This window comes from Sphingobacterium prati (assembly GCF_013167215.1).
Taxonomy (GTDB): domain Bacteria; phylum Bacteroidota; class Bacteroidia; order Sphingobacteriales; family Sphingobacteriaceae; genus Sphingobacterium; species Sphingobacterium prati.
Window position 1 is genome coordinate 1,221,757 of the sequence record NZ_JABJWY010000034.1, and the last position, 23,344, is coordinate 1,245,100.

The window sequence follows — 23,344 nt, forward strand, 5'->3', positions numbered from 1 at the left end:
TTAAATGAGTTTTCAAGATGGTTTGATAACGGCTAACTTAATGATCGGGAGCGCTCCAACGCTCCTGATTATTTTTACGGTCCATACGTTATCTTTTTTGTCGCTTTTGTTCACTTCATAGGCTATCGGGTATTTGGTTTATAAAATCTATTTTCTTTTCACGTATACAGTATTCGAATTGACAGTAAATTGGACTTCGCCCGTGCTCGCTAAGGCTTCCAATACAAAGCTTAAATTCTGGTTACGGGGTAATACCCCTTCAAACTTCAGTTTTCGCAGACTTTCATCCTCATATTCCACCTGTACATTATACCAGCGGCCTATTTGATTTAAAATATGATTTAAGTCTTCATCAGAGAATGTAAATGTGCCATCTTTCCATGAGACATAATTCACTGGGTCGACCGGAACAAAAGAAATGCTGTTATTCTGAACAATAGCCTGTTGATTGGGTTGCAGTTGATGTAACTTTTTGTTGCCTTTCAGATTAATAGCCACTTTGCCTTCGACCAAAGTAGTCCGCGTAGCTTCACCCCGATAGGCCGAAATATTAAATGCTGTACCCAATACTTGTACCGTCTGAGCAGGTGTCTTAACGAGAAAAGGTACTTTGATCCGCTTGTTGTTCTGAAAAATATAGCTTGTAGCCACCTCAAAAAATGCCTCACCCTCCAGGCCCAATTCTCTAGGTTGGTCTTTACTTCTGATTTTATATGTCAATCTGGAGTCCGAATTTAACCAGATCTTGGACCCATCTGCCAACATGATGTGGTAGGTACCACCTTTTGGCACTGTGATTACCATGTCCTGATGTACCGATTCATGGCTTTCCAAACCTTCGATGGAAGCTCCGTCTGCATACATGAGCTCATCACCAAAAACAATACTTTCGTGTTTATTGCTGAGCGCAATTTCTCTTCCGTCGGCAAGCCGTAATGAGGCAATACTCGTACCCGGTTTTATCGTATTTCGTTCATCGTTATCCAAACGTAACAGCATCAATAGGGAGGCTCCGATACTGACCACTAGGAGCGCCGCTGCAGCTACCGTTTTCTTCCAATTCCAGTTTAAATAGCGCGTTTTAGATCGAGTGCTTCTTATATTTGCCAATACATTAGTTTCCAATTCTGTAAACCAATTCAGTTCAACATGTGGATACTCTTCCACATTGGCCGCCATTTCATTGTCGATCAACGAACGCAAACTTTGCTCCTGGTCATCCGATGCCAACAAAAGTTGAAGTTCTAACATTTCATCCTTGGTTAGCGTATCGTTCAGATATTTATTGAACAGCTCTTCAAATCTAGGGTGTTGCATACGTTCTTTTCTTACATATACGTTTGGAAATGAAAAACCAATGAAGTGAATTCAAAAAAAAATAAAGAAAATATAAAATTAGGTTTAAGAAATTGTTAAGCGTGCAACATTTTGGCTGAAAGCAATGCCAGCACTATAAGGAAAGATAAATCCGGCCGCTGCTGAAAATAATTTCTAAGTGTCGTATTTGCGTTTGTAATATGGGTATTTACTGTTGCCACCGAAATTGACAATAAGCGGCTTACTTCTTCATAGCTTCGGCCTTCAATCTTACAAAGTATAAAGACACGTCGGCGCTGCGCTGGCAACTGATCAATTGCCTGATTTAAAATATCTTTCGTTTCCTGATTGAAAACCCCTTCCTCGATATGGGAATAAACTTCAGTAAGGTGCGTAAAATAGTCTGCAACAAGACGTTTTTCATGCGCTAATTTACGCAATCTGTCGTAGACCAAATTGCCCGCGATCCGATATAAAAAGGCATGAAAAGACAGCTCAATGTTGATCTCCTGCCTATGTGTCCAAATACGGATAAAGAGCTCCTGCAGCAGATCCTCTACTTCTTCTTGCGACTTAAGGATACGCATCATCGACTGCGCTAAAGTGCTTTTATATTTCGTGATCAATTCCTTCATAGCTAATTCATCTCCATCCTTGAGGCGATTAATTATTGAAGTATCCACGAGACCATTGCTTTTCAAATCGATGCTTTTATTAGGTCTCTAAAGGTAGTTAATCACAGGTAAAACTCCAAATTTACAACCTATCAAGTTTCTAAACCTTATCTCCGGGTACACAGGATCACTGGGCCAACAGCAATTGCCATTGGCCACCCACCTTTCGCCTAATAATCCAAACGAAGCATAAAATAAAACCCAGCCCTTAAGGTGCGGTAACGGCATTAACCAGCAATACATCTTTTTTTAGGCCTTTGCTTTGCGCCTGTACCTGAATCTTGCCTTCCTCTTCGGCAGCCTGCACGATCAGGGTAAGCTGTCCGTTAAACAAGTGCATCTGTGGCTTATGAAAAGCCTCGAGGTTGGTCGGATCGCCATTGGCCAAGGCCTTGAATGTACCCGCTCCTTTTACGTCAAATTGTACCAGTTCGTTTGCATGAGGGCACAAATTTCCATCTTTGTCTACCGCCTTGACACGAATATAAGCCAACGCACGTCCATCAGCAGCAATCGTGCCGTGCACAGTCTCCATTTTTATCTGGTAGGGTTTTCCCGCCGTCCGTACAATTTTCTCATCTGCGGTTTTTCCATTTTCATCATAGGCCACCACCTTGATTTCCCCGGGCTCGTAAACCGTATTCATCCACATCAGGCGATAACGTGCTTCGATTGATGCTTTGCTTTTGCGTTGTATCCCCTGGCTCTTACCGTTGATAAATAATTCGGCACTTGGATAATCCGTATAAACGAATACAGGAGTTTGTTGGCCCACACGATCAGGCCATGTCCAATGTGGCAGTATGTGCAAGGTATGTTCATTTTTATTCCAAAGGCTGCGGTAGAGGTAGTAGCGGTCCTTGGGTATGCTTGCCAGATCAATAATACCAAACATTGAACTGTGGTTGGGCCAGGCATCCGTATCGTAAGGCGATGGTTCGCCGAGGTAATCAAAACCCGTCCAGACAAACTGACCCATGGTCCAATGATGGTCTTCGGCCAATGCAAAATCCTCATCCGGCAAGTTTGACCAGGAACAATGTTCCATATCATAGGAAGAAGACTGATGATCGGGATACAGCATGTCTCCCTTTTTCAAGACCGGAAATTTATAAACGCCACGGGAACTCACCGTTGAGGCCGTTTCCGAACCCAGCACAAGGTTTTGTGGCAATTTGGCGTACGCTTCTCCATAACGGTGCGTACGGTAGTTGAGCCCAGGGACGTCCAGCAGACTGGCAAAACCATTTTCAAGCACACAGGTCACTTGATCCATCCCACAGGTAACGGGCCGCGTAGGATCTTCACGATGGCAGATATCCTGCAAAAATGAAGCAACCTTATACCCATCGGCACTACACTGCGTCGGTACTTCATTTCCGATGCTCCACATCACCACCGAAGGATTGTTTCTAAAATGATGGATCATATTGACCATATCGCGTTCTGCCCATTCTCCAAAAAAGCGATGGTAACCATTCTTGCATTTGGCAATATCCCATTCGTCGAAAGGTTCGATCATCATCATCAGGCCCAACTCATCACAGAGGGCCACTAATTCCGGAGCGGGCATATTGTGCGCCGTCCGAATGGCATCACAGCCCATATCTTTGAGCAACTGCAACTGGTAGCGCAAGGCCGAGACATTGATTGCAGCCCCCAAGGGACCAAGGTCATGATGATTGCAGACCCCCTGAAATTTTCGAATTTTACCGTTTAGCATAAATCCCTTATCCGCAATGATACGGACCTCCCGAATCCCAAAACGGGTTTCAAAGTTATCCGTCAATTTGCCATCGACATATACTTGTGTTGATGCCCGGTACAGATTGGGATGTTCTGGGCTCCATAATGCAGGATTCGTCACCTCAAAATTTTGCACGAAAGGCTTGCCATAGTTTATTTTTTGTTGATTTTCCTTCTGCGCCACCACCCGCCCTTTCGCGTCAATGATGGCTGTCACCATCCGCAGCAATTTGCCATCGGCATTTTGCAGACTAGTTTCAAGTTTCACCGAAGCCATGCTATCCGACACAAAGGGCGTCGTTATATAAGTGCCCCAGACCGGCACATGCACCTTTTCGGTAACGATCACATGGACGTTACGGTAGAGTCCAGCTCCCGGATACCAGCGCGAGGACTGCGCTTTATTTTCCAAGCGCACAGCGAGCTTGTTGTTCATTCCATCGGCATGCAACAGCTCAGTCACATCGCAATGAAAAGCATTATAGCCGTATGGCCAGAAACACGCTTCTTTACCATTGATATAGACCCGAGCCTCACTCATGGCACCATCAAATTTCAGGACCACACGTTTTTTATTGGCGTCAAATTGAGGGATATCGAACTGATTGCGATACCAGCCCACACCGACATACGGTAAACCACCTGTCCTGCCCGTTTTTACGGAAGCCTTCTTCTCCCCATTCTGTGTTACAGCCACATCCTGCAAATCGTGTGCACGGTCAAAAGGCCCATAAATAGCCCAGTCATGCGGCACAGTAACATGTTGCCAAGCCGCATCATCCAGTGCAGTGGACTCGCCCCGATCGACCTCACCTTGAAAAAAACGCCAGTTTTTCTCCAGTAAAAATGAATTTCGGGTGAGCTGTCCTTGTGATTGCGTCGGAATAAAAAAGAACCAAAGGAACAGAAAGTAAGTAGCATGCAGTAATTTCATCATTCAGGTGTTTGTCGTCTGTCGTTTAAGCTGGATCGTTCGCTATTTAAAGCGTATAAATATACTATTATTTAAATGGATTCAATGCCTTTGTCGGCCGTCCATTATTATCCAAGGCGCCTAAGGTATAACCATTCCAGCCGTTGTAAGCCAGGGGCTCCCAGTAAAATATGCCCAGCACTTTTTGCTCAGGGATTGCCTCAGCTGCACTAAAAAGATCGTTGAGCCAGATTTCGGCCGTATCTGCCTCATCCCAGCTCATGCCCACCTCACAGATCATTACCTGCGCGTTGTAGCGTGCGATCATATCTTTGATATTGCTGATACAGGCAGTATTACGTTCTTTCCAATTATCTTTTGATGGATACAGTGACATCCCGATCACATCCCATTTTCCGCCATTATTTTTCAACCCATCAAACATCCAGCGGAACAGCGCATTGTCGTAGCCGTTATGGAGGTGTACGATCACTTTAGCCGCTGGAAAAACAGCCTTCACCGCGTCGTAGCCCGCATTGTTCAAAGCGGCATAGTTGGCCATGCTGACCGAAGCTCTGCCTTCCTCCCACAGCATCCCATCTCCGGTTTCATTACCCACCTGTACCCATTCCGGCTCAATACCATTGTCCTTCAGCAATTGCAATACCGCAGTCGTATGGTCGCTTACGGCCTTCTTTAAGCCATCAAATGACAATCCTTTCCAGGCCGCAGGTTTTGTTTGCTGCCCCGGATCCGCCCAGCTATCGCTGTAATGAAAATCCACCATGAGACGCATCCCCAAATGGTGGGCCCGACGTGCTTTGACCAATACATCATTTTGATTACACCAGCCACGTTCGGGATCTACCCATACCCGCAGACGTACCGCATCCATTCCCAGTCCATGCAGTAACTTGAGCCCGTCCACCGCTGTCCCCCCGGCGTTAAAAAACTGCACACCGGCAGCCTCCATTTCCGTCATCCAGCTGACATCCGCGCCTTTGGCCAAATGCGTTGTATTTTCAGCAGGTACAAGATTATCCTTGTCGCTGCAGCTTGACAGGCCAAAATACAAACCCATCAAGCCTAGTGCCATCCCTATTTTTAGTGCTTTCATTACATCCTTTTTTTAGCGTGTTATAGCCTAAAAGACTACTCCACATGATATTTAAATTGCTTTGGATCAGTTAGATCAAGGATCAGGGTATGCGTACCCACCTTATCGTAGGCAAATCCACTTCCATCAGCCGTATACAATGCGCAGTTGCCCTCAGCTTCCGCTGCACCGAAAAACCAGGTCCAGCTGCCATTGATCAATACTTTAATGCCCCATTGTTCGGCGGCCGTAGTTGTAATTGTCGCTTTCCATACCTTTGCCGTCTGATCATAAGCCATTGGAGTGGCCGTAGCGCTCCAACCATTAAAATCACCGGTCACTGCCAGCGACTCCACGGAAGTTTCCTTCCAGCTCATCTTATTGACGTCAGCCGTTAGGTACAGGTAGCCACCTTGGCTCGTCCAGCAGTTCCAACGGTCTGCCCCGCTATATAGGATATATTGGCTGCCGTCCAATGGATAAGAACCATAGATCAGCGAAGCATTTGCACTTTCTTCGTTTGTGAAATAAAAATTATACCATTGATCGAGTCGCACAAATCCATCGTAAAACCCATCTTCTTTGCGCGAACACAGTTTCCAAGAAAATTGGTTCAACTCCTTATTCGCCAGATAGAGATAAGCAGCCTCCTGGATGGGAGCATAGGCGGTAACCGCAATGGAGACCACGTTGCTGTAAAGCCAATCCGTATTGGCTCCGAGCCGCGAGGCAATGCGGACATAAAGCGCTTTTTTCTCGCCGGGTACAAATCCCATACCCGATACAAGACTGTTTAGCTGCTCATGGGTATAACTGATTGCGCTGGCCTCCTGTTCAATGCTTTTGGCAAGGGTTGAGAAAGAAGCGTCAGCAGCTATCTCAATCTTATTTTTCAGCGCCGACTGCGGCATTGGCGCCGCACTCTGCAAGATCGCCTCATCCCATACAAGTTGCAGCGCGACAGCTTTTCGATCCGTGGCCTTTAAGGTAAGGTCCTGCGTACTGCTGTGCAACACCGCTGGCCTGATGCCAGTGACGGCAGGCATTCCACCTTCCTTTTTACAGGCCACGAAGAACAATGCCAAGATATAGAGTGTCAATTGTTTCATGTGTCAAAATTTATCTTTAAAAGGCCATATGGAATATCCAATTTTGGCCTATTTCTTTTTCGTTAACCAAATTCAACCATTAATAGCCCGGATTTTGTACCAGATTGGGATTTGCGCTCATATCTGTCGTCGGAATTGGATACAGGTTAAATCTAGCATCCACACTGCGCCCATTTATTTCACCACCTTTCCATTGCCAGAGGTACACGTTGCCGGTAAATCGTCCAAACCGAATCAGGTCTGTACGGCGCGTGCATTCCCAGAACAATTCCCGGCCCCGTTCCGCCAGGATAAAATCCAGTGTCAGCTGCGCCTGATCAATAGATCCAGCCCCATTTCCGTAGGCACGTTCACGAAGACGGTTGACCAGCGTAATCGCTTCCTGTACACTGCCACCACCGCCACGCAATACCGCTTCAGCATACATCAGATAGACATCAGCCAGGCGGATCATCGGAAAATCAGTGCTCACCAATCCTTCATCCGTCTTATAGCTGCCATCATCGTTCAAATTCGTAAACTTAACCATTCCGTAGCCTTGGCTTGACGCCCCCGGATCTTCCACATCCAGTGATTGCCCATTTTTCCAAAAATCCCCCCTCTTATCTTGCGCCTGAAATAAGGCGACAAATTCACGTAAGGTTCGGAAACTGTTCCAACCCGACAGCACACCATAATCTGATGCTTTCATGCTGCCTACAATCGGGCCATTGACCAGATAAGTGGTGGCACCCCAGGTCGTCGTATGCGCCACATCAGCCTGAATCGGAAAAATGATCTCATTGGTGCGTTTGTCATTGTCCGCATTGAACAGCTGCTTGTAATTGCCATGTAGGGCGTATCCGGCGTCGATTACTTTCTTGGCATAATTCAGGCAGTCCGCATAGCGCGCAGTGCCCGTGTAGACCTCTGCATTCAAATAATTCTTAGCCAATAAAGACCATGCCGCAGCACGGCTCACACGCCCGTATTCATTCTGACGTGCTTCCGGCAGCAGCGTAGCTACTTCGGTCAATTCTTTTTCAATAAATGCGAATAGCTCGCCCCTTGTCATCCTTGGCGGGAAAAATGCCGCTACCGGATCCTTTTCTGTTACAAAAGGAACATTTCCATACAGGTCCATGGCATGACTATAGGCTAATGCACGCAGAAAACGTGCTTCGGCCGCAAAGGCAGTGATTTGAGCCTGTTCAGCCGGGCTGAAAGCCGCTAATTTTTCCGCTGTTGCGTTCCGTAAAAACTCGTTGCAGATCGCTACCGTATAGTAAATCCGGTAATACATCGCATTCACCCATGTATCCGAAGCACCCCAGGTCATGTACTGGATATCGGTCATGTTGTCTCCACCTGCCCAGGTATAGATCACCTCATCTGTGGGCACCTCCTGTAAGTTAAAGTACACCCGAAGGTATCCCCAGGAGGCGGTGCTACTCGCCATATCCGGATCGGCATCCCCACGGCCATTGCCCGCAACGGCAAACGAGCCGTATAATTTGGCAAGCACAGCCCGGTAGCCATCCACCGAGGTGTATACCGACTCCGAAGTCGTCTCCACCGTAGGATATTGGTTCAAATCTTTTGTGCAGGACTGCAGCAGCAAAATCATGCTCAGCAATCCAAAACAATATGTTCTTATCTTTTTCATCCTTTTCATTTGTTTTTCAACTATTTATCTTTATTCAGGTACCGCTTAAAAATCCAAATTGAGGCTTAACGAAAACGTCCGCGAGCGTGGATAGAACGAACTGTCAAATCCACTCGGAACCTCCGGGTCCATTCCACTATAGTTGCTCACAATAAAGACATTCTGTGCCACCGCACCCACCCGTAGGCTAGAGATCTTTCCGACCTTGCCAAAATTGTAGTTCACCGAAAGGTTTTCCATGCGGAGGAACGATGCGTTTTCGACATAGTAATCCGAATAATATTGCCTTGTTTGAAAACCAGTGTTGAAATAGTCACGATGTAAGTTATTGATCGCCGGGTCCACATATTGCAGCGTCTCCCAGGCACTCAGATTCATTTTGGTATTGTTAAACACATAGTTTCCGACATTTGCCCGCAGGGTGGTTGCTGCAGTCCATTTTTTATACGTCAATTGCGTATTGAAGCCAAACAGCCATTTTGCGGCTGGAGACTGATAACGGTACAGATCCTTTTCATTGATAGCCCCATCCCCATTCAGGTCAGCATAAACGCCTTCCAGGGGTTTGCCCGCCTCATTATATAACTGTTTATAGACATAGAACATGTTTGGCTGATAGCCAGTCGTCAGGATTTGAATCCCCCGGCCACTGACATTCGGACCCACATAGGTCCCTACAGCATTCGCATCCTGTACCAAGGCAATATTAGTCACTTTTGTATGCTGGTTGGTCGCATTGAAATTAACTTCCCAACGCAGATTATCCTTTTCTACCGGGACGGTATTCAATTGGAATTCAAAGCCGCGGCTTTCCACATTGCCCACATTAATGGTGGCATTCTGGTCAAAATTTGTTCCTGCGGCTACGGGGACATTGGCCAGCAAGTCATGCGTTTTTCTCGTGTAGTACTCCACCGAGCCCGAGATCCTATTCTTCCACAGGGCAAAATCCAAACCGTAGTTAAAAGCCTTGGTCGTTTCCCAGCGCAGATCACGGTTATACACCGACGGGCGGTACACCAGATGGTACTGATCGCCAAAGCGGTATTGTGCGTAAGCCGTTCCCAAATTATAAACCGGCAGATATTCGTAATTCCCTATCCCCTCCTGCTGTCCCGTCACGCCATAGCTTGCCCGAAGTTTTAGGTCATCCAAAAAGGAGATTCCTTTCATGAAAGACTCCTGCGAAAGGCGCCAGGCCAAGGCAACCGAGGGAAATGTTCCCCAGCGGTTTTCGGGACTGAAGCGCGAGGTTCCATCCTTTCGAATAGTGGCCGTCAGCAAATAGCGGCTGTCATAATTGTAGTTGATCCGACCATACCAGGAGATCAAGGTATGACGTTCGTCCGATGCAATTGCCGTAGAGCGTATATTATCGCCAGCCTCATTATAGTACACGATCGGCGGCCGCCTTGCGCTCCAATATTGATAATCATGGCCTGCGGTGACATCAATTGTACTCTTGATGTCCGAAAAGAATTTATTGTAATTTAAATAGCCGGTAAACAACCTATTCTTGAGCGTCTGCTCGTAGCGGTCAAAGGCACCACCGATCGTAAAATTATTCGCAGCACTTGCCGGGATCAGGTTGGACCCATTTCCTTTGGCATAGTCATATCCCAAGGTTACGTGCGCTTTTAATTCCGGCAGCATATGCAATTTATAGTCGAGGTCAAGGTTACCTACGGCCCGATTGACCCTACTGCGGTGCTTTTCCTGCTGGAGCAGCCCCAGCGGATTGAGGTTGGCCCCTGTTGCCGGCAGACCAGCATTATCCAGGCTCTCATAATAGCCCCCGTAGGCATCCACCCCTGAATAGATCGGTTGTGTGGGATTAAAAGCCACAGCAGACCATATGGCGTCGGTATTGGCAAAGCTGTTGTTGTTCCGTGCAGCTTTGACATTCAGGTTTACGGTCAAGTGTTTATTGAAAAATGAAGGGTTAACGACCAATGCACCTGTCATCCGTTCCGTTTTGTCCGTCCGCAAGGTACCCTGCTGGTTATAATACCCCACCGAGGCACGAAAAGGCAAGACCTTACCCATCTTTCCCTGCAAACTCAGGTTATTATCCGTACCCATCGCCTGCTGAAATACCTCAGACAACCAATCGGTTGAACTATTGCCCAGTAAAGCCTTCTGTGCTGCTGTCCCCTTGCTATTGATCAGCTCGGCGAACTCATTGCGCGACATCATATCAGCTACCCCCAGCGCCTGCTGCATGGATACGATAGACGAAAAAGACAGCCGAAGTGCATCGCCCTTTCCTTTTTTTGTCGTGATCAGCAATACACCGTTTGAGGCACGCGATCCATAGATCGCTGTAGAAGATGCATCTTTGAGCACCGTCATGCTTTCGATATCATTGGGATTGATCAAACTCAGGAAATTGCCACTGTTGCCACTAATTCCACCCGTCTCCAAGGGAACACCATCCAACACGATCAATGGATCATTGCTCGCGCTTAATGAAGCACCACCGCGGATCCGTATGGTACTTCCAGAAGAAGGCGAACCACTGTTGGACATCACCTGCACGCCAGCCGTCTTACCATTGATCAGCTGCTCGGGAGAGCCCACCAGTCCACCATTAAAATCCTTGCTCCCGACGGTATTGACCGCACCAGTCAAGTCCTTTTTTGTTGTACTGCCGTAGCCCACCACCACCAGTTCCTCCAAAACATTTCCGGCCGGCAGCATGTTAACGTTCAGCGTCATACCCGTCACTGTCAAGGTCTGGCTGCTATAGCCTACCATGGAAAATAGTAGCTGCGATTTCCCTTTCGGTAAAGCAATGCGGTAAGAACCGTCACTTGCTGTGGAAGTGCCCACCGTCGTTCCAGCCACCAAAACCGTGACCCCCGCCATCGCTTGTCCTTGCTCATTACGCACCACACCGCGGACATCCTGTTGTTGCATCAACCCGATCCACCTGCTCTCTGCATTCGTTGCTGCTTGTAGCTGCGTTTCCCCAAGACAGGATAGCAATGACAAGCCCAATAAACTTGTTTTAAATGCAAAACCCTTCATTTTATTTAGATTTATATTCGTTTATAATAGTTTCTTTTCACTTATTCCGGCGCCGCCCGCCCCTACAGATATTGCTGCCAGGCTGCTCAACCAGATCGCTGGCCGATTGCCCGCCAGGTTGTATGACCACTGCAGCTAATTGCCTGCTAATTGTCCGGCTACTCCAGCCATACGGCACCAATGGATAAAGATAGCCCCTCCATCTGCTCGCCCGAAACGATCAGCTTTTCGATATCCATGCTGTCAAACTCAGCAGGAACAACCGGTTTAAAAAATCGTTCGAGAAAGGCGGGATAAGGCGCAGGCAACAAAGCTGTAGGCACAAGCTGCAGATCCGCTAGCTGGATCCGGACAGCTGTTTCTGCCGAATCAATCCTAATATCTTTCATATACGTATATCCCTTTTTTGTCACAAAACCAGCTTTGAGTGCAGCCCTTTGCCCCGTATGCTTCAACAAAATGCAAAGCTGTTTGGCAGCAGCCAGTCCCGCAGGCCTTCCCTGCGCCACTGCTTTAATATCCTTTACCCAAAAATATTGAGCTCCGGGATCCTTTGCCTGGAACGTATACGTCCAAACGGGGATCTGCCCCAAATCCTGCTGTTGCCGCACCGAAGTCATATGAGCCGTTTCGGGAATCGCAAAGCTTTCGAAAGAAGATTCCTTGTCAAGCGATTCGAACAACGGAATCCGGGCATGCTGTTCGTACAATCCAACCGTCCAATACCGATTGACGCTATAATCCCAATCGAGCGGAGCACCGGCACGATTATCCGGGTAGGTCACTTGTTTTCCACCGACGAATACAGTAGCGGTATATCTCAATTCATTTCCCGATAGCCAGGATGCCGGTATTTCCGCTTCATACTGATCATGGTCTTTGGCAACCAGTTTGATGTAGGGATTATTGTCTTTCCAAAACGAGACCTGATCTGTCTGTAATAGGATCGAGTCAGGCTGTTGCTCATATACCAGGCGGAACTGCAATTTTGCCGAACGGCCTTTTTCCAATACTTCCGGTTGCTGATGGATCAAGATCGGCTGCTTCAGCGGCTCGGTTTTCGGCGCATGGTATTCGTCAAGACGGCCATTTTTCCACGTTGAAGACGCGGTCCAGTTCGTATGCAGCTGTACGTCCTTACCCTGTAAGAGATAGACCCCAGGCTGCGCCACAAAAGTCGTTGCATCTACGGCAATAGCCTTTGTGGCGTCATGCTGCCCCGAAAGCGGCCGTACTGTAAAGCGCTCGCCCAAATCAGGGATCCGGATAGCGATCTCTTGCGGCCGGTATAGGATATGCACGACCTCACGGTTGAGCGAGGGCTTGGCAAAGGGATCCGCAATTTTTTCGGCATCCGGCATCAGCTCCAAGCGCCATAGTCCATCTTCCAGACGATCCAGAAAATAAGCACCCGAGCCCGCGTAGTTTACGACAGGAGAAGATCCATGGCCAGCAATATGCCGTAGCTTTTCCGGCTGTACCGGCTTGACCCTGGTGTCATTGCTATAAAAAAACTTGTGGGGCGTATTCATCAGCGAGAGATCCTGTTCGTAGCTGACCAGAAAATCCCCAAATGTTGTGTTTTGCGGATAGGGCGCAAATTTTTGGTTTCTTGGTATATGATAAGCCACCTCGGCAGCAATCATCGTACTGATCGCCTTTGCAGGAGTATAGGCCAAATTGAGATAATGTGTCTGATATTCGGTATTGTAGGCTGCGATGTCCATTGGATCGTAAGCAAACTGGGTGATCCATTGGAATCCAGCCGAACGGAAGGTACGGCTCATTGCAGGGTGCATATAGCTGTATAGATTATCCGCAGGATCATATTCATAGACCGCCTTCGCTTTATTGGCAAAGCCCTTTAGGTTTGAAAATGGAATAGCATATTGATCGATATACGGCAGAAAATTCCCTTGACGTTGCCGCCCCGCCACCAGTCCTACAGGATACCATTGATAGGTGGTGCCCTGGATATCGGCGTTGAAGTAAGCGGAAACATGTTCCATGTTATGGCTGACATTGTAAAATATCGGCTTTCTATTGCCGTTTTTCTTCATTGCTGCAACCATGCGCGCAATATAGGCCGAGGTGGTCTGTACAGCCCCCGTATGACAAGGTTCATTATTGATTTCAAATCCGATGACATACGGATCCTCCAGATAGGACTGGCCAGTATAAGGGTTGACATGGCGCAGCAATTGTCCGATATACCGCTCCTGAGCAGCAATAGCCTCGGGGTTGGCATGTACCTGGCATTTATCATAGTGGTAGGTGAATGCATCCGTATTTTCATTTCGTTCCGGATAACCATTGCCAAAATTGGTCATGCCCGTAATCAGGATACGGATCCCTTTTTGCTGGAGTTTAAAAAATAAATAGTCCAGCAGGTCCAGGTGCTCATTACTGAGCAGATTGCCATTTTTATCCGAGATTTCAACATCCCAGATATGGATGCGATAAGCATTATACCCCAACCGGGCAAAATGGTAAACATCACGGTCAATGGCCTGCTTATGGTCAATACCTTTTTCGCGCAGCGCGCGGTAAGCATGGGCAAAAGGGACGGTATAGTTGACACCATAAAAGGAAGCCTCCGCCTTGGAGTCAGACCAACGCATCACACCCTGAGGGTCGACAAACACCGTTGGCACCTTTTTGTTGACCTTAATCTGTGCATAGGATTTGATATACCCGAAAAGAGCAAAGCAGCATAAAATAATTACACGCATGGATTGTATCGATTTATAATTTTCTGGTTATTACTATTGCAAACCTATCAATCGACACGATCTTTTAAAGCCACAAATCGGACAAAGAACAACACAAATTAGACATTTTCGCTTGTCCAATTTGGACACAAGACCAAAACAAACTAAATATCAACAATTTACACAAAGCTATCCATATAAGTCTTTGGCGGCATGCCAAATTCCGACTGAAAGCATTTTGAGAAATATGAAGCATTGGAAAAACCGACCATATACATGACTTCAGCCACGGTAAACTTTTTTTGTTGCAGCAATAAGGCCGCTTTTTTGATGCGGATGCTGCGGATATATTCCACCGGCGTATAGCCTGTCAATTGTTTGATCTTGCGGTAAAGCTGTTTGGCGGCTACATCCGTCAGGGCACTGAGGCGTTGGACCGAAAATTCAGAATCATCAATATGCTCTTCGATGAGCTGTGTCACCTGCGCCAGGAATTTTTCATCTGGCGATTGCACGGCGAGGGGCTCTGCTGGTTTGCTGATTTCGTCGATACGCAATTGTGTTACAAGTTTTTCTTTTCTGTCCAACAGCTGGAGCAATTGGATCCTGAGGATTTCCAAATCAAAAGGTTTGGTCATATAGGCATCTATTCCGGCCGTCACCCATTCGCGCTGGATCAGATCATCATGCTGTGCGGTCAGCAGAACGATCGGTACTGTTGCAGTCGCTGTATTTTGGCGAAGCTTTCTGACCATTTCAATTCCACCCATATTGGGCATCATGGCATCCGTGATGACAATATCAGGCATAAAGGTATGTCCATCGATCAAATGCAGCGCCTGACGGCCGTCCCCCACAATGCTACAATCATAAGTAGTTTGTAAAGCCTTTACCAAGAAATCAGCAAGTTCAGCATTATCCTCGACGATCAGCAGTTTACGTTTGTCGCCCCGATCAGGATTTCCCGTATCTGCCTTGGGATTATCCTCACTGTCCGTATCGTCTATGCGCGCCAATTTCAAGTGAAGTGTCACTTTGGTGCCCTCCTGATTACTTGCAATCCCGATGTTCCAGCCCAACTGATCACAATAGCTTTTGACCAAGAAAAGACCGACCCCAGTCCCCTGCACCCCGCTCACCTCTTTTAAGGAAGAGCGGTAGAATTTGCTAAAAACATAAGGCAGCTCATCCGCAGCGATACCAATTCCGGTATCCGCCACGACTAGTTGTATCCCGGTATCCATTTTCTGCAGGGAAACATCCACCCTTCCATTCGGCCGGTTGTATTTGCAGGCATTTGCGAGCAGGTTATTGACGATTGATCCCAGTTTGGCAACATCCGTTTGTACAAAAAAACTTTCCAAATCACTATCAAAGCGAATGGAGAGGGTATTATACTCAGGGAGCTGCTGCCAGTCTTCGGTGATCTGCCTGACATAAGGCACGAGGTCAATCTGTGAGGTAAGCAGTCCCTGCAGCGGTGTTTCCTGCTGCTCCACCCGATCAAAGGTCATGAGTTCCTGAATCAGGTGACTGATTTTTAAGGCATTTCGGTGCACGCCATCCAGCTGTTTCTTTTTATCGCTGTTTTTTGTCTGCCGCATCAGTTGGCTCACGGGCGCCAGGATTAAGCTCAATGGTGTTTTTAGCTCATGCGATATGGCTGCCAGAAAGTCCATTTTCATCTTTGTTAGCTCGAGCACCTTCCGTCGCTCCCGCCGCTCCCATTTCAAGGTATTGCGCACCCGGAAAAAATTGACGATCCAAAACAACAAACAGCCAGCGATCAGTACATACACACCTTTGGCCCAATATGAGGCATACCAAGGATAGCGAATCTGGATATGATAGGTATAGATTTCAGAAACAACATGGCCAGCAATATCCACTTTGGCCAATTGCAGATCATAGCTGCCTGAATTTAAGTTGGATAGCAGCACCTTATTATCGCCACGTTCCATAGGGATCCATGTTTCGTTTTGACCTTTAAAGGCGTAGGCCAGGCGATAGCCAAGATGATTCCCATAGTCCAAATCCGAAAATTCAAGCCTAAGGTTGTTCTGATCGTGATCCAACGTAATTTCATTCCGATAACGCAATCCATAGCCATAATTGCCAAACAGCTCGTTGTTGATATACATTGCGGTAAGTACGATCTTTTTTGATCGGTCCGTACCCGCAAGCTCCTTTTGCGCAGGCAGTAACACCACTTCATCAATTCCCCCGAGCACCACCTCAGCCCGTTCGGCATCGTAATACATGGATGAAATCCGCTGTCCATAGCGTAGTAGTTCGGCTTTGAGGCTTCGCTTATTGATCTGCCAGACCCCAGCGTTCGTCGCCACCCAAATATCATCATCCACTTCGACCATGGCCGTGACCTCACCCCTACCGACAGGATCAAAGCGAATCCGTTTATTTTTCCCATCTGCGCTGATCTGTCTTAGCTCACCGTGTTCGCCTACCCATAGGGTATGCTGTTTATCTTTCAGCATAAAGGTCGCCTGCGCAAACGAATGCCCGGCACTATCTTTCAACTCGCTTATCTTGCCGGTGACCCTATCGATGCTACTGATACCCTTATTATAAAATAAGGCCAACATCTTGCCCCGGCCATTGTCGACGATCTGGTTGGCAAAGTCTTCCAAAAGCCCATCCGCTTTGCTAAAATTTTTGCCAGCGGTGATTGGTCCCTTTGTTTCCAATAGCGTATTTCGGTTGACGACAAATATCCCACCCATATAAGAGGCAATCCACAGATTCTCCGCTTCATCCTCCAGGATATCGTACGCCCACTTTGCATTTCTCCGCCCACTGGCATCCACAATCGTAAAATTTCTGAATTGCTGGCTATGGACATCAAAAACATTCACTCCACCGTCAGAAGCAATCCACACCAAACCGCTATGATCCTCATAGATATCCCGTATACGGTTATGTGCCAGACGATAGTCCTTGGCATCCATGCGATACCAAAAGCTTTCCGAAGTGCGGTCGCCCAATCCATGGATACGGATCAAGCCATTATCTCCGCCCAGCCAGTACCAGCCCTTGCGGTCCTTTGAAATTTTGTAAAAACGGTTGCCGTCGCTGCTAGACGTCAATTGGTAGATGGGTAATATTTTTTCCACCTTGCGGTTTGACCATAAGGAAAAGCCGAGATCGGTACCCAGCCATATATTTTCCGATCGGTCTTTGAAGATACTCCATACAATATTGTTGGCCAGTGAATTTCTATTGCGCGAATCATGTTTGATCCGACTGACCAACTGCTTATCCAGCTGATAGCTAAAAAGCCCATCATCCGTCCCCACGAGCAGGGTATTTTTGTCCTTGGAGGTCATCGCCTTGATCGGATGATTTTGCAGCACCGGGGTCTTTTGGAGCGTACGGGTGCTATTTTTATACAGGTACAGGCCGTATTCCGTACCGATAAAGGTTTTGGCAGATTCCTTGATGGTAAATATTGAATTCACAAATTGATTACTCCCCTGTCTATAATCAGGCAGTTCCAACGGTAAAACCTCTTTTTGGGCAGGGTTCAATTCAAAGAGCCCATTATACGTACCGATCAAAAGTCTATCCCCCACCTGATCGAGCGCGTATACAGCAGTTTTGATCTTATTTTTAGGGTTAGATTTGCCATAATCCACGAGCTGACGCGTCGCGATATCATAGCAGTATAAACCGGAGATGGCCCCGATCCACAATTTATCGCCTACGCGGAGTAAAGCCCTGACATCCGAAGGCCCACCCGCCGGAAAAGACTCAAAGCGATCTTCCTGGTAATTGTAGAGCAATACACCTTGTCCGGTACCCAGCGCAAAGCGCTTGCCGTCTATCAGCGCAATGCAGTAGACAAAGGTCTGAAAAGGAGATTTGGCCCCTGTGAGCGCCTGTAAAGAATAACCATCGTAATTAAAAAGTCCATTGTTGCTGCCCAGCCAGAGCATTCCCAAACTATCCTGCGCAAAGGAATGCACCGTATTTGCATTCGTCCCCAACGAAATATTCCGAAAAGAAGGGTGATCCAGTGATTGCCCGAGGAGGGAACTACTGATCAACGAACTGACAAATAAACAATAGAAATAAAAAGAATGCATGGTATACGTGCTATACTACAAACTTACTTAATTCCCCATCGTTTTCAACTATTTCCTACATTTCCGCCGCAATAAGATTATCCGCGGCACAGTATAACCTGCCTTCCACTTCGTTTTCCAAGAAATCAAGGACCCTATTTCTCTGCCAACCCACGCATCCAGGTATTGAAATCTGCATCCGAAGGAATTTCAAGCTTCTTGCGCAATCTATTTTTGCGGACTTGGACAGCCCTGACCGTCACAAAGGTATATTCTGCAATGTTCTTTGTGGAGAAATTAAGAAAAGCCATCGCACAAAACTCCAGCTCTGTCGTTCTGATATTGGGATCCAGCGTTTTCAAGGATTGGATAAACTGCGGATAAAGTTCAGCAAATAATGTCAGGAACTCCGGGTTATTACTTTTGGCCAGGTCGATCAGGTTATTGAATTTGTTTTCGCCGATCTGCTCCGTCAGCTCCCTGTTGATAGTTTCGGTTTCCTGCAGTGCCTCTTCCTTTTGTCCCAGCAGCTTGCGGTTGTGCCTTACACGCCATACAAAAAATGCAACGGCAATAATAAGTACTATCAGGATGACTATTGAAATCCTAACAGATTTTGATACCTTGGTAGCAGATTCCTCGTCTTTTAATTTTAAAATCTGATTGAGCACCTGGTCGACGACCTGTCTATTTTCCCTTTCCAAAGAATCATTGAGCCGGCTAAAGGCCATTTCGTATTCATCGGCTTTAGCTTTGTCTAAGTTGCCTTCTCGATAACAATCAGCTAACTGCCTATAGGAATTTTTAATTCCATTTCTGATACCGATCTTTCTTTTATTTGCTAGACTCTTTTCATAAAAAACCGCTGCTTGTTTATAATTTCCTTTCGCTAGTTCCAAATTCCCAAAAAGTTGCATTGTATTAAATAATACGGGAATTTTATATTTTTCCACAAGAGCTATGGCTTTATCGAGGTAGCGCTGCGCATTCGAGAAATCATGTTTGTTAACATATAACTGTCCCAAATTATCGTAAACGATCAAATAACGCATTGGTTCCTTTCCTTCATCAAAACCTCGCAAGTTTTCCAATTGAAGAAGGCTATATTTTTCCACCGAGTCGAGTTGGTTCAAATGATCGAAAACAACACTTAAATTTTCATAGGTAAACTGATAGGATAGTTTTTGTTTGAGGCCCGTTAGATTCTTGATTAAGCCCAACTGTAAACGAAATTCCCGTACGGCTTGCTGATACAAGTTCAGCCCGCCGTAAGCTCTTCCCAACACCCGATGTACTTCGGATTGCATAAGTATTTTCTCCTTATAATGGTTCGTATGCTTAATAAGTTCAAGATGCTTGAGTCCCTCTTTGAAAAGCCCCAGATTCACAAGCCCTTCTGCTATATAAAAGCGCGACTTAGCCTTTCCGTCATCATAGTTAGCTGCGTTAGATAAATTAAGCGCTTCTATTGCAGTTTCCAGATGCGGTAACAATTGGCCTGCATCAATTAATTCTTTTGTTTTTTTCAAAAGTGAATCAACCTCTTGCTTTTTGCCATCGTTAGCAAATGTTTTAAGCGTCAGCAGACATAAAATAAATAATAAAAATTGTCTTTTCATCGGGTTATTAGGTTATCATTAATTTAAAGGTAGATATCACTAGCACTAAGGCACGAAAATAGCGTTTTTTTCTCAAACAATATTATCGTTTTTCAATAATACGAGGGGGGTAATTTTCGCTGATTTTTGTTCCTAATCATATGAATTGAAATATGGAAATCACCACATTCAAATGCCATACAAAATTGTCGTTTAATCACTTAAATATCAAACTCAGCGATATCACATATTTATCACAAATCTATCTCATTTTTTCTACATAGGATAATAAACCACATCACTTTCTGTCGGGAGATCAATTCGGACTAGATTTGAGAAATAAAAAAGGAGATCGAGTCCGTATTCGATGTTAGTATTACAAAAAAAGGCTAGATCAATGCTGACCTAGCCATTACAAAACCTATACACCTTAATTACATTTATCTTATCTATCTTTAAATATCTTGTTTATTGGAGAACCTCTTGTCCAGTAAATCTGCGATTATCGATAAACAACAATCGTAGTCTCTGCGCTACCTGAATTTAATTTGGCTTCCGGAACCCCCTGATTTACCGGAAGCCAAAGAAAACCTAAAATTTATAGGCTACGCTAGCCATAAAATTAAATGGCTTTTGCGGACGGGCATAGTAGCCGTCGCTCACCCAGTATTTCTTGTCCAAGACATTATTCGCTTTCAAGCGGACACTGTATTTTGGCCGGTTATAAAATACCGTTGCATCCAGTAAGTTATAAGCACCGAGGGTAAATGTATTGGCCGCATCCAGATAAGCCTCAGAAATGTAAGAGTTACCCACACCCAGGCCAAGGCCTTTTGCGCGACCACCTGTCAGGGCATAGCTCGCCCAGATATTAAGGACATGCGCTGGCGTACCCACAGCTCTTTTACCTACATTGGCACCACTGATAAATTCATTATCGTTGTAACCATAACTGGCCACATAATTAAAACCCGTAAAAGGCTTACCGATCAGTTCGACTTCAAATCCTTTGCTATTTTGCGTACCACCCTGAACCGTATAATTCATTTTGTCGCGCATTTCGGTGTATAGACTGTTGGTCACATCGATGTTGTAGTAGCTCAGTGTTGCATTAAATAAGTCGGACAATTCCACTTTGACCCCACCCTCAAGCTGATTGGCCCGCTGTGGTTTAAAAAAGGAATAAGTCTTGTCCGGCTGCTCACGGCCGGGGACATTCTTAAAGCCATTCATATAATTAGCAAACAGCGAGACTCTTTCTTTCAGTATTTCATACACCAGTCCAAATTTGGGCGACAGAGCCGTCTGGTTGTACCTATCCTTTCTGTGTACTCTGGTCAATGTATTGGATAATCCTTCATTTATAATTCGATCGAAACGCAAACTGGCCATAGCCGATAAACGGTCCGTTACATTAAAGACATCAGACACATAGGCGCTGTAACTCGCCTCTTTGGTGATGTTCTGTCCCGTGTTTCGTTTCGCCAGCTCAGCATGAACATTCTCGATCCGAATCACCGGCGTTCCCGGAAGATTATACAACTGTGCCGGCGCAAACACCGTTCCACCGTAGCCCAATCCATCGTATCGGGTCTTTCTGTAGTTGGACATATAATCCAGTCCGATGACCATCCTATTTCTGAATTGGCCGATCTTAAAATCACCGATAAAATTTTGCTGAAAATTTTTGCGGGCCGATTCCTCATCGGTAAATACCCGTAAGGTTCTATCCACCAAGCTATCGGTCTTCCAGATCATGTCAAAGATATACAGATCGTCATAGCCACCGCCACCCCAGGCATATTTTGTTTGCGAAAGCCATTTGTCGGACAACTTATAATCGGCCTGAAAAAGGACATTGCTCGAGGACTGCCGGCTCACCAGCGAATTGTCATTTAAGGATTGCCTATAATCAAGATGAAGCTGGTCAAAACTTGTCTTACCCAATCCGCCAGCGATCGTCCATCCCGCTGGCGTTATTCCGCGCACCGCATAGAAATCAGCATCCAGTGACAGTTTAAGCCTGTCGTTCACCTGATAGGAAATACTCGGCGCGACCAACACGGTCGCATTGTTACCCTGATCCTGGAAGGTGTTCTCTTTCTGACGAGCGAGGTTCAGTCGAAAGAGCAGGCCTTCTTCGGCAACGATAGGTGCATTAATATCTGCCGTCAGGCGGTTCATATCCCAGCTGCCCATACCATAACTCAGCTCCCCACCGAAGGTTTCGTAAGGCTTTTTGGTAATGTAATTGACAATACCACCAAAAGAGGTCATCTGCGCGCCAAATAGAGTTGAAGTCGGGCCTTTGATGGTTTCGACCCGTTCTACCTGTGCCAGGTCGATTCCCGTACGAAGGTAAGTTGCCATACCATTTCTAAAGTTTTCACTGGTCTGAAAGCCGCGCGAAAAAAAGGAAGGCATACCGGCCCCCGTTTTGGATGGTGCCGCCCCTGGTACGTTTCGGAAAGATTCCTCCAGGGTGAGCGCCATCTGCTCTTTGATCAATTCCTTGTCGACAACGCTATAGACCTGCGGGTTGTCGAGGTTTTTGATTGGCAGGCGCGCCACATATTCACTTTCCTTTTTGGAGGTAATGGCATATTTCTGGCCGATGATCAGTATTTCATCCAAAGTCTCGCCATCGGCAGAGAGCACAAAGTCGGCCACGGCACTTTCACCCGCCCCTACCGAAAGCGTCTTTGATTGCTCTGGTAAGCCCACAAAGCTTACGGTAATTACATACTTCCCGGGCTTGAGATCGGTAAAGACATAATGGCCTTCTTTGTCCACGCGTACACTTCTTCCGTTTGAAAGTTTAACCGTACTATAAGCAGCAATACCACCATCAATTGTGGTGACCTTTCCTTGAATAAGGCCACTATTGGCGTTCTGTGACTGTGCTGTCCCTATGGACAAAAAGGTCAGCAGGCAACATAGCATAAAAAATAATTTACTTCTTTTTAGCGAGACATCCATGGTTGTTGGTTTATGTTTTCGCTCAAAAATATAAATTATTTATATTAATTCTTAATAAATATAATAATTAACACCATGGTCCCGCAATGAAAATGCACCTAACCCTTTAGCTATCCTATTGTGGAAAATTGCCCGCTGTATCTTAGGGATAAACAATTCATTCCTAAATTAACTTATCATAGCGAGTAAAATACACAAAGTTTTGATAAACACTTAGTACATAAAAAAAGCTAGACCAATTCTGGTCTAGCTTTTCAAAAACATTGTTTTTACCTACGATAACCTATCTATCTTTATACAAATCTCCCCTATTAACAACATCAATGGTGAAATAGTTTTAATAAATTTCATTTCTTATATAAAAATTCGTCTGGATCAAAATTAGTCCCTCAATTCATGGGAAGGAAATGATCTTTTTAATTCGCGTCATCAATGCATATTATC

General features: G+C 46.0%; 11 protein-coding genes. All 11 read right to left on the bottom strand.

What is annotated here, in order from left to right:
• Window positions 1-147: 147 nt before the first annotated feature.
• Entirely contained in the window at window positions 148-1,317 is a 1,170-nt protein-coding gene (locus HPC41_RS15315; protein ID WP_172394821.1) for a FecR family protein, read from the bottom strand.
• Between the two features lie 95 nt (window positions 1,318-1,412).
• On the bottom strand, window positions 1,413-2,000 hold the full coding sequence (locus HPC41_RS15320) for an RNA polymerase sigma factor (RefSeq protein WP_172394822.1): 588 nt from the start codon (window positions 1,998-2,000) through the stop codon (window positions 1,413-1,415).
• A 199-nt stretch (window positions 2,001-2,199) separates the two neighbouring features.
• Window positions 2,200-4,674: a glycoside hydrolase family 2 TIM barrel-domain containing protein gene (locus HPC41_RS15325; protein ID WP_246250695.1), complete on the bottom strand. Its 2,475-nt coding sequence runs from the start codon at window positions 4,672-4,674 to the stop codon at window positions 2,200-2,202.
• A gap of 64 nt (window positions 4,675-4,738) precedes the next feature.
• Window positions 4,739-5,767: a glycoside hydrolase family 53 protein gene (locus tag HPC41_RS15330; protein ID WP_172394823.1), complete on the bottom strand. Its 1,029-nt coding sequence runs from the start codon at window positions 5,765-5,767 to the stop codon at window positions 4,739-4,741.
• Window positions 5,768-5,802: 35 nt separating this feature from the next.
• The gene (locus tag HPC41_RS15335) at window positions 5,803-6,855 is read right to left on the bottom strand and encodes a DUF5111 domain-containing protein (RefSeq protein WP_172394824.1); all 1,053 of its coding nucleotides are present in this window, start codon (window positions 6,853-6,855) and stop codon (window positions 5,803-5,805) included.
• A 79-nt stretch (window positions 6,856-6,934) separates the two neighbouring features.
• Window positions 6,935-8,500 carry a RagB/SusD family nutrient uptake outer membrane protein gene (locus HPC41_RS15340; RefSeq protein WP_172394825.1) on the bottom strand — a complete coding sequence of 522 codons (1,566 nt, stop codon included), beginning with the start codon at window positions 8,498-8,500 and terminating at the stop codon, window positions 6,935-6,937.
• Between the two features lie 45 nt (window positions 8,501-8,545).
• Window positions 8,546-11,530, bottom strand: a complete 2,985-nt coding sequence (locus HPC41_RS15345) for a SusC/RagA family TonB-linked outer membrane protein (RefSeq protein WP_216660769.1) — start codon at window positions 11,528-11,530, stop codon at window positions 8,546-8,548.
• A gap of 158 nt (window positions 11,531-11,688) precedes the next feature.
• Window positions 11,689-14,262, bottom strand: a complete 2,574-nt coding sequence (locus HPC41_RS15350; protein WP_172394826.1) for a hypothetical protein — start codon at window positions 14,260-14,262, stop codon at window positions 11,689-11,691.
• 158 nt (window positions 14,263-14,420) lie between these two features.
• A complete protein-coding gene (locus HPC41_RS15355; RefSeq protein ID WP_172394827.1) occupies window positions 14,421-18,344 on the bottom strand; it encodes a hybrid sensor histidine kinase/response regulator transcription factor in 3,924 nt (1,307 codons plus the stop codon).
• Between the two features lie 134 nt (window positions 18,345-18,478).
• The gene (locus tag HPC41_RS25140; protein WP_216660770.1) at window positions 18,479-19,942 is read right to left on the bottom strand and encodes a tetratricopeptide repeat protein; all 1,464 of its coding nucleotides are present in this window, start codon (window positions 19,940-19,942) and stop codon (window positions 18,479-18,481) included.
• A 570-nt stretch (window positions 19,943-20,512) separates the two neighbouring features.
• On the bottom strand, window positions 20,513-22,864 hold the full coding sequence (locus tag HPC41_RS15365; protein WP_172394828.1) for a TonB-dependent siderophore receptor: 2,352 nt from the start codon (window positions 22,862-22,864) through the stop codon (window positions 20,513-20,515).
• Window positions 22,865-23,344: the final 480 nt, after the last annotated feature.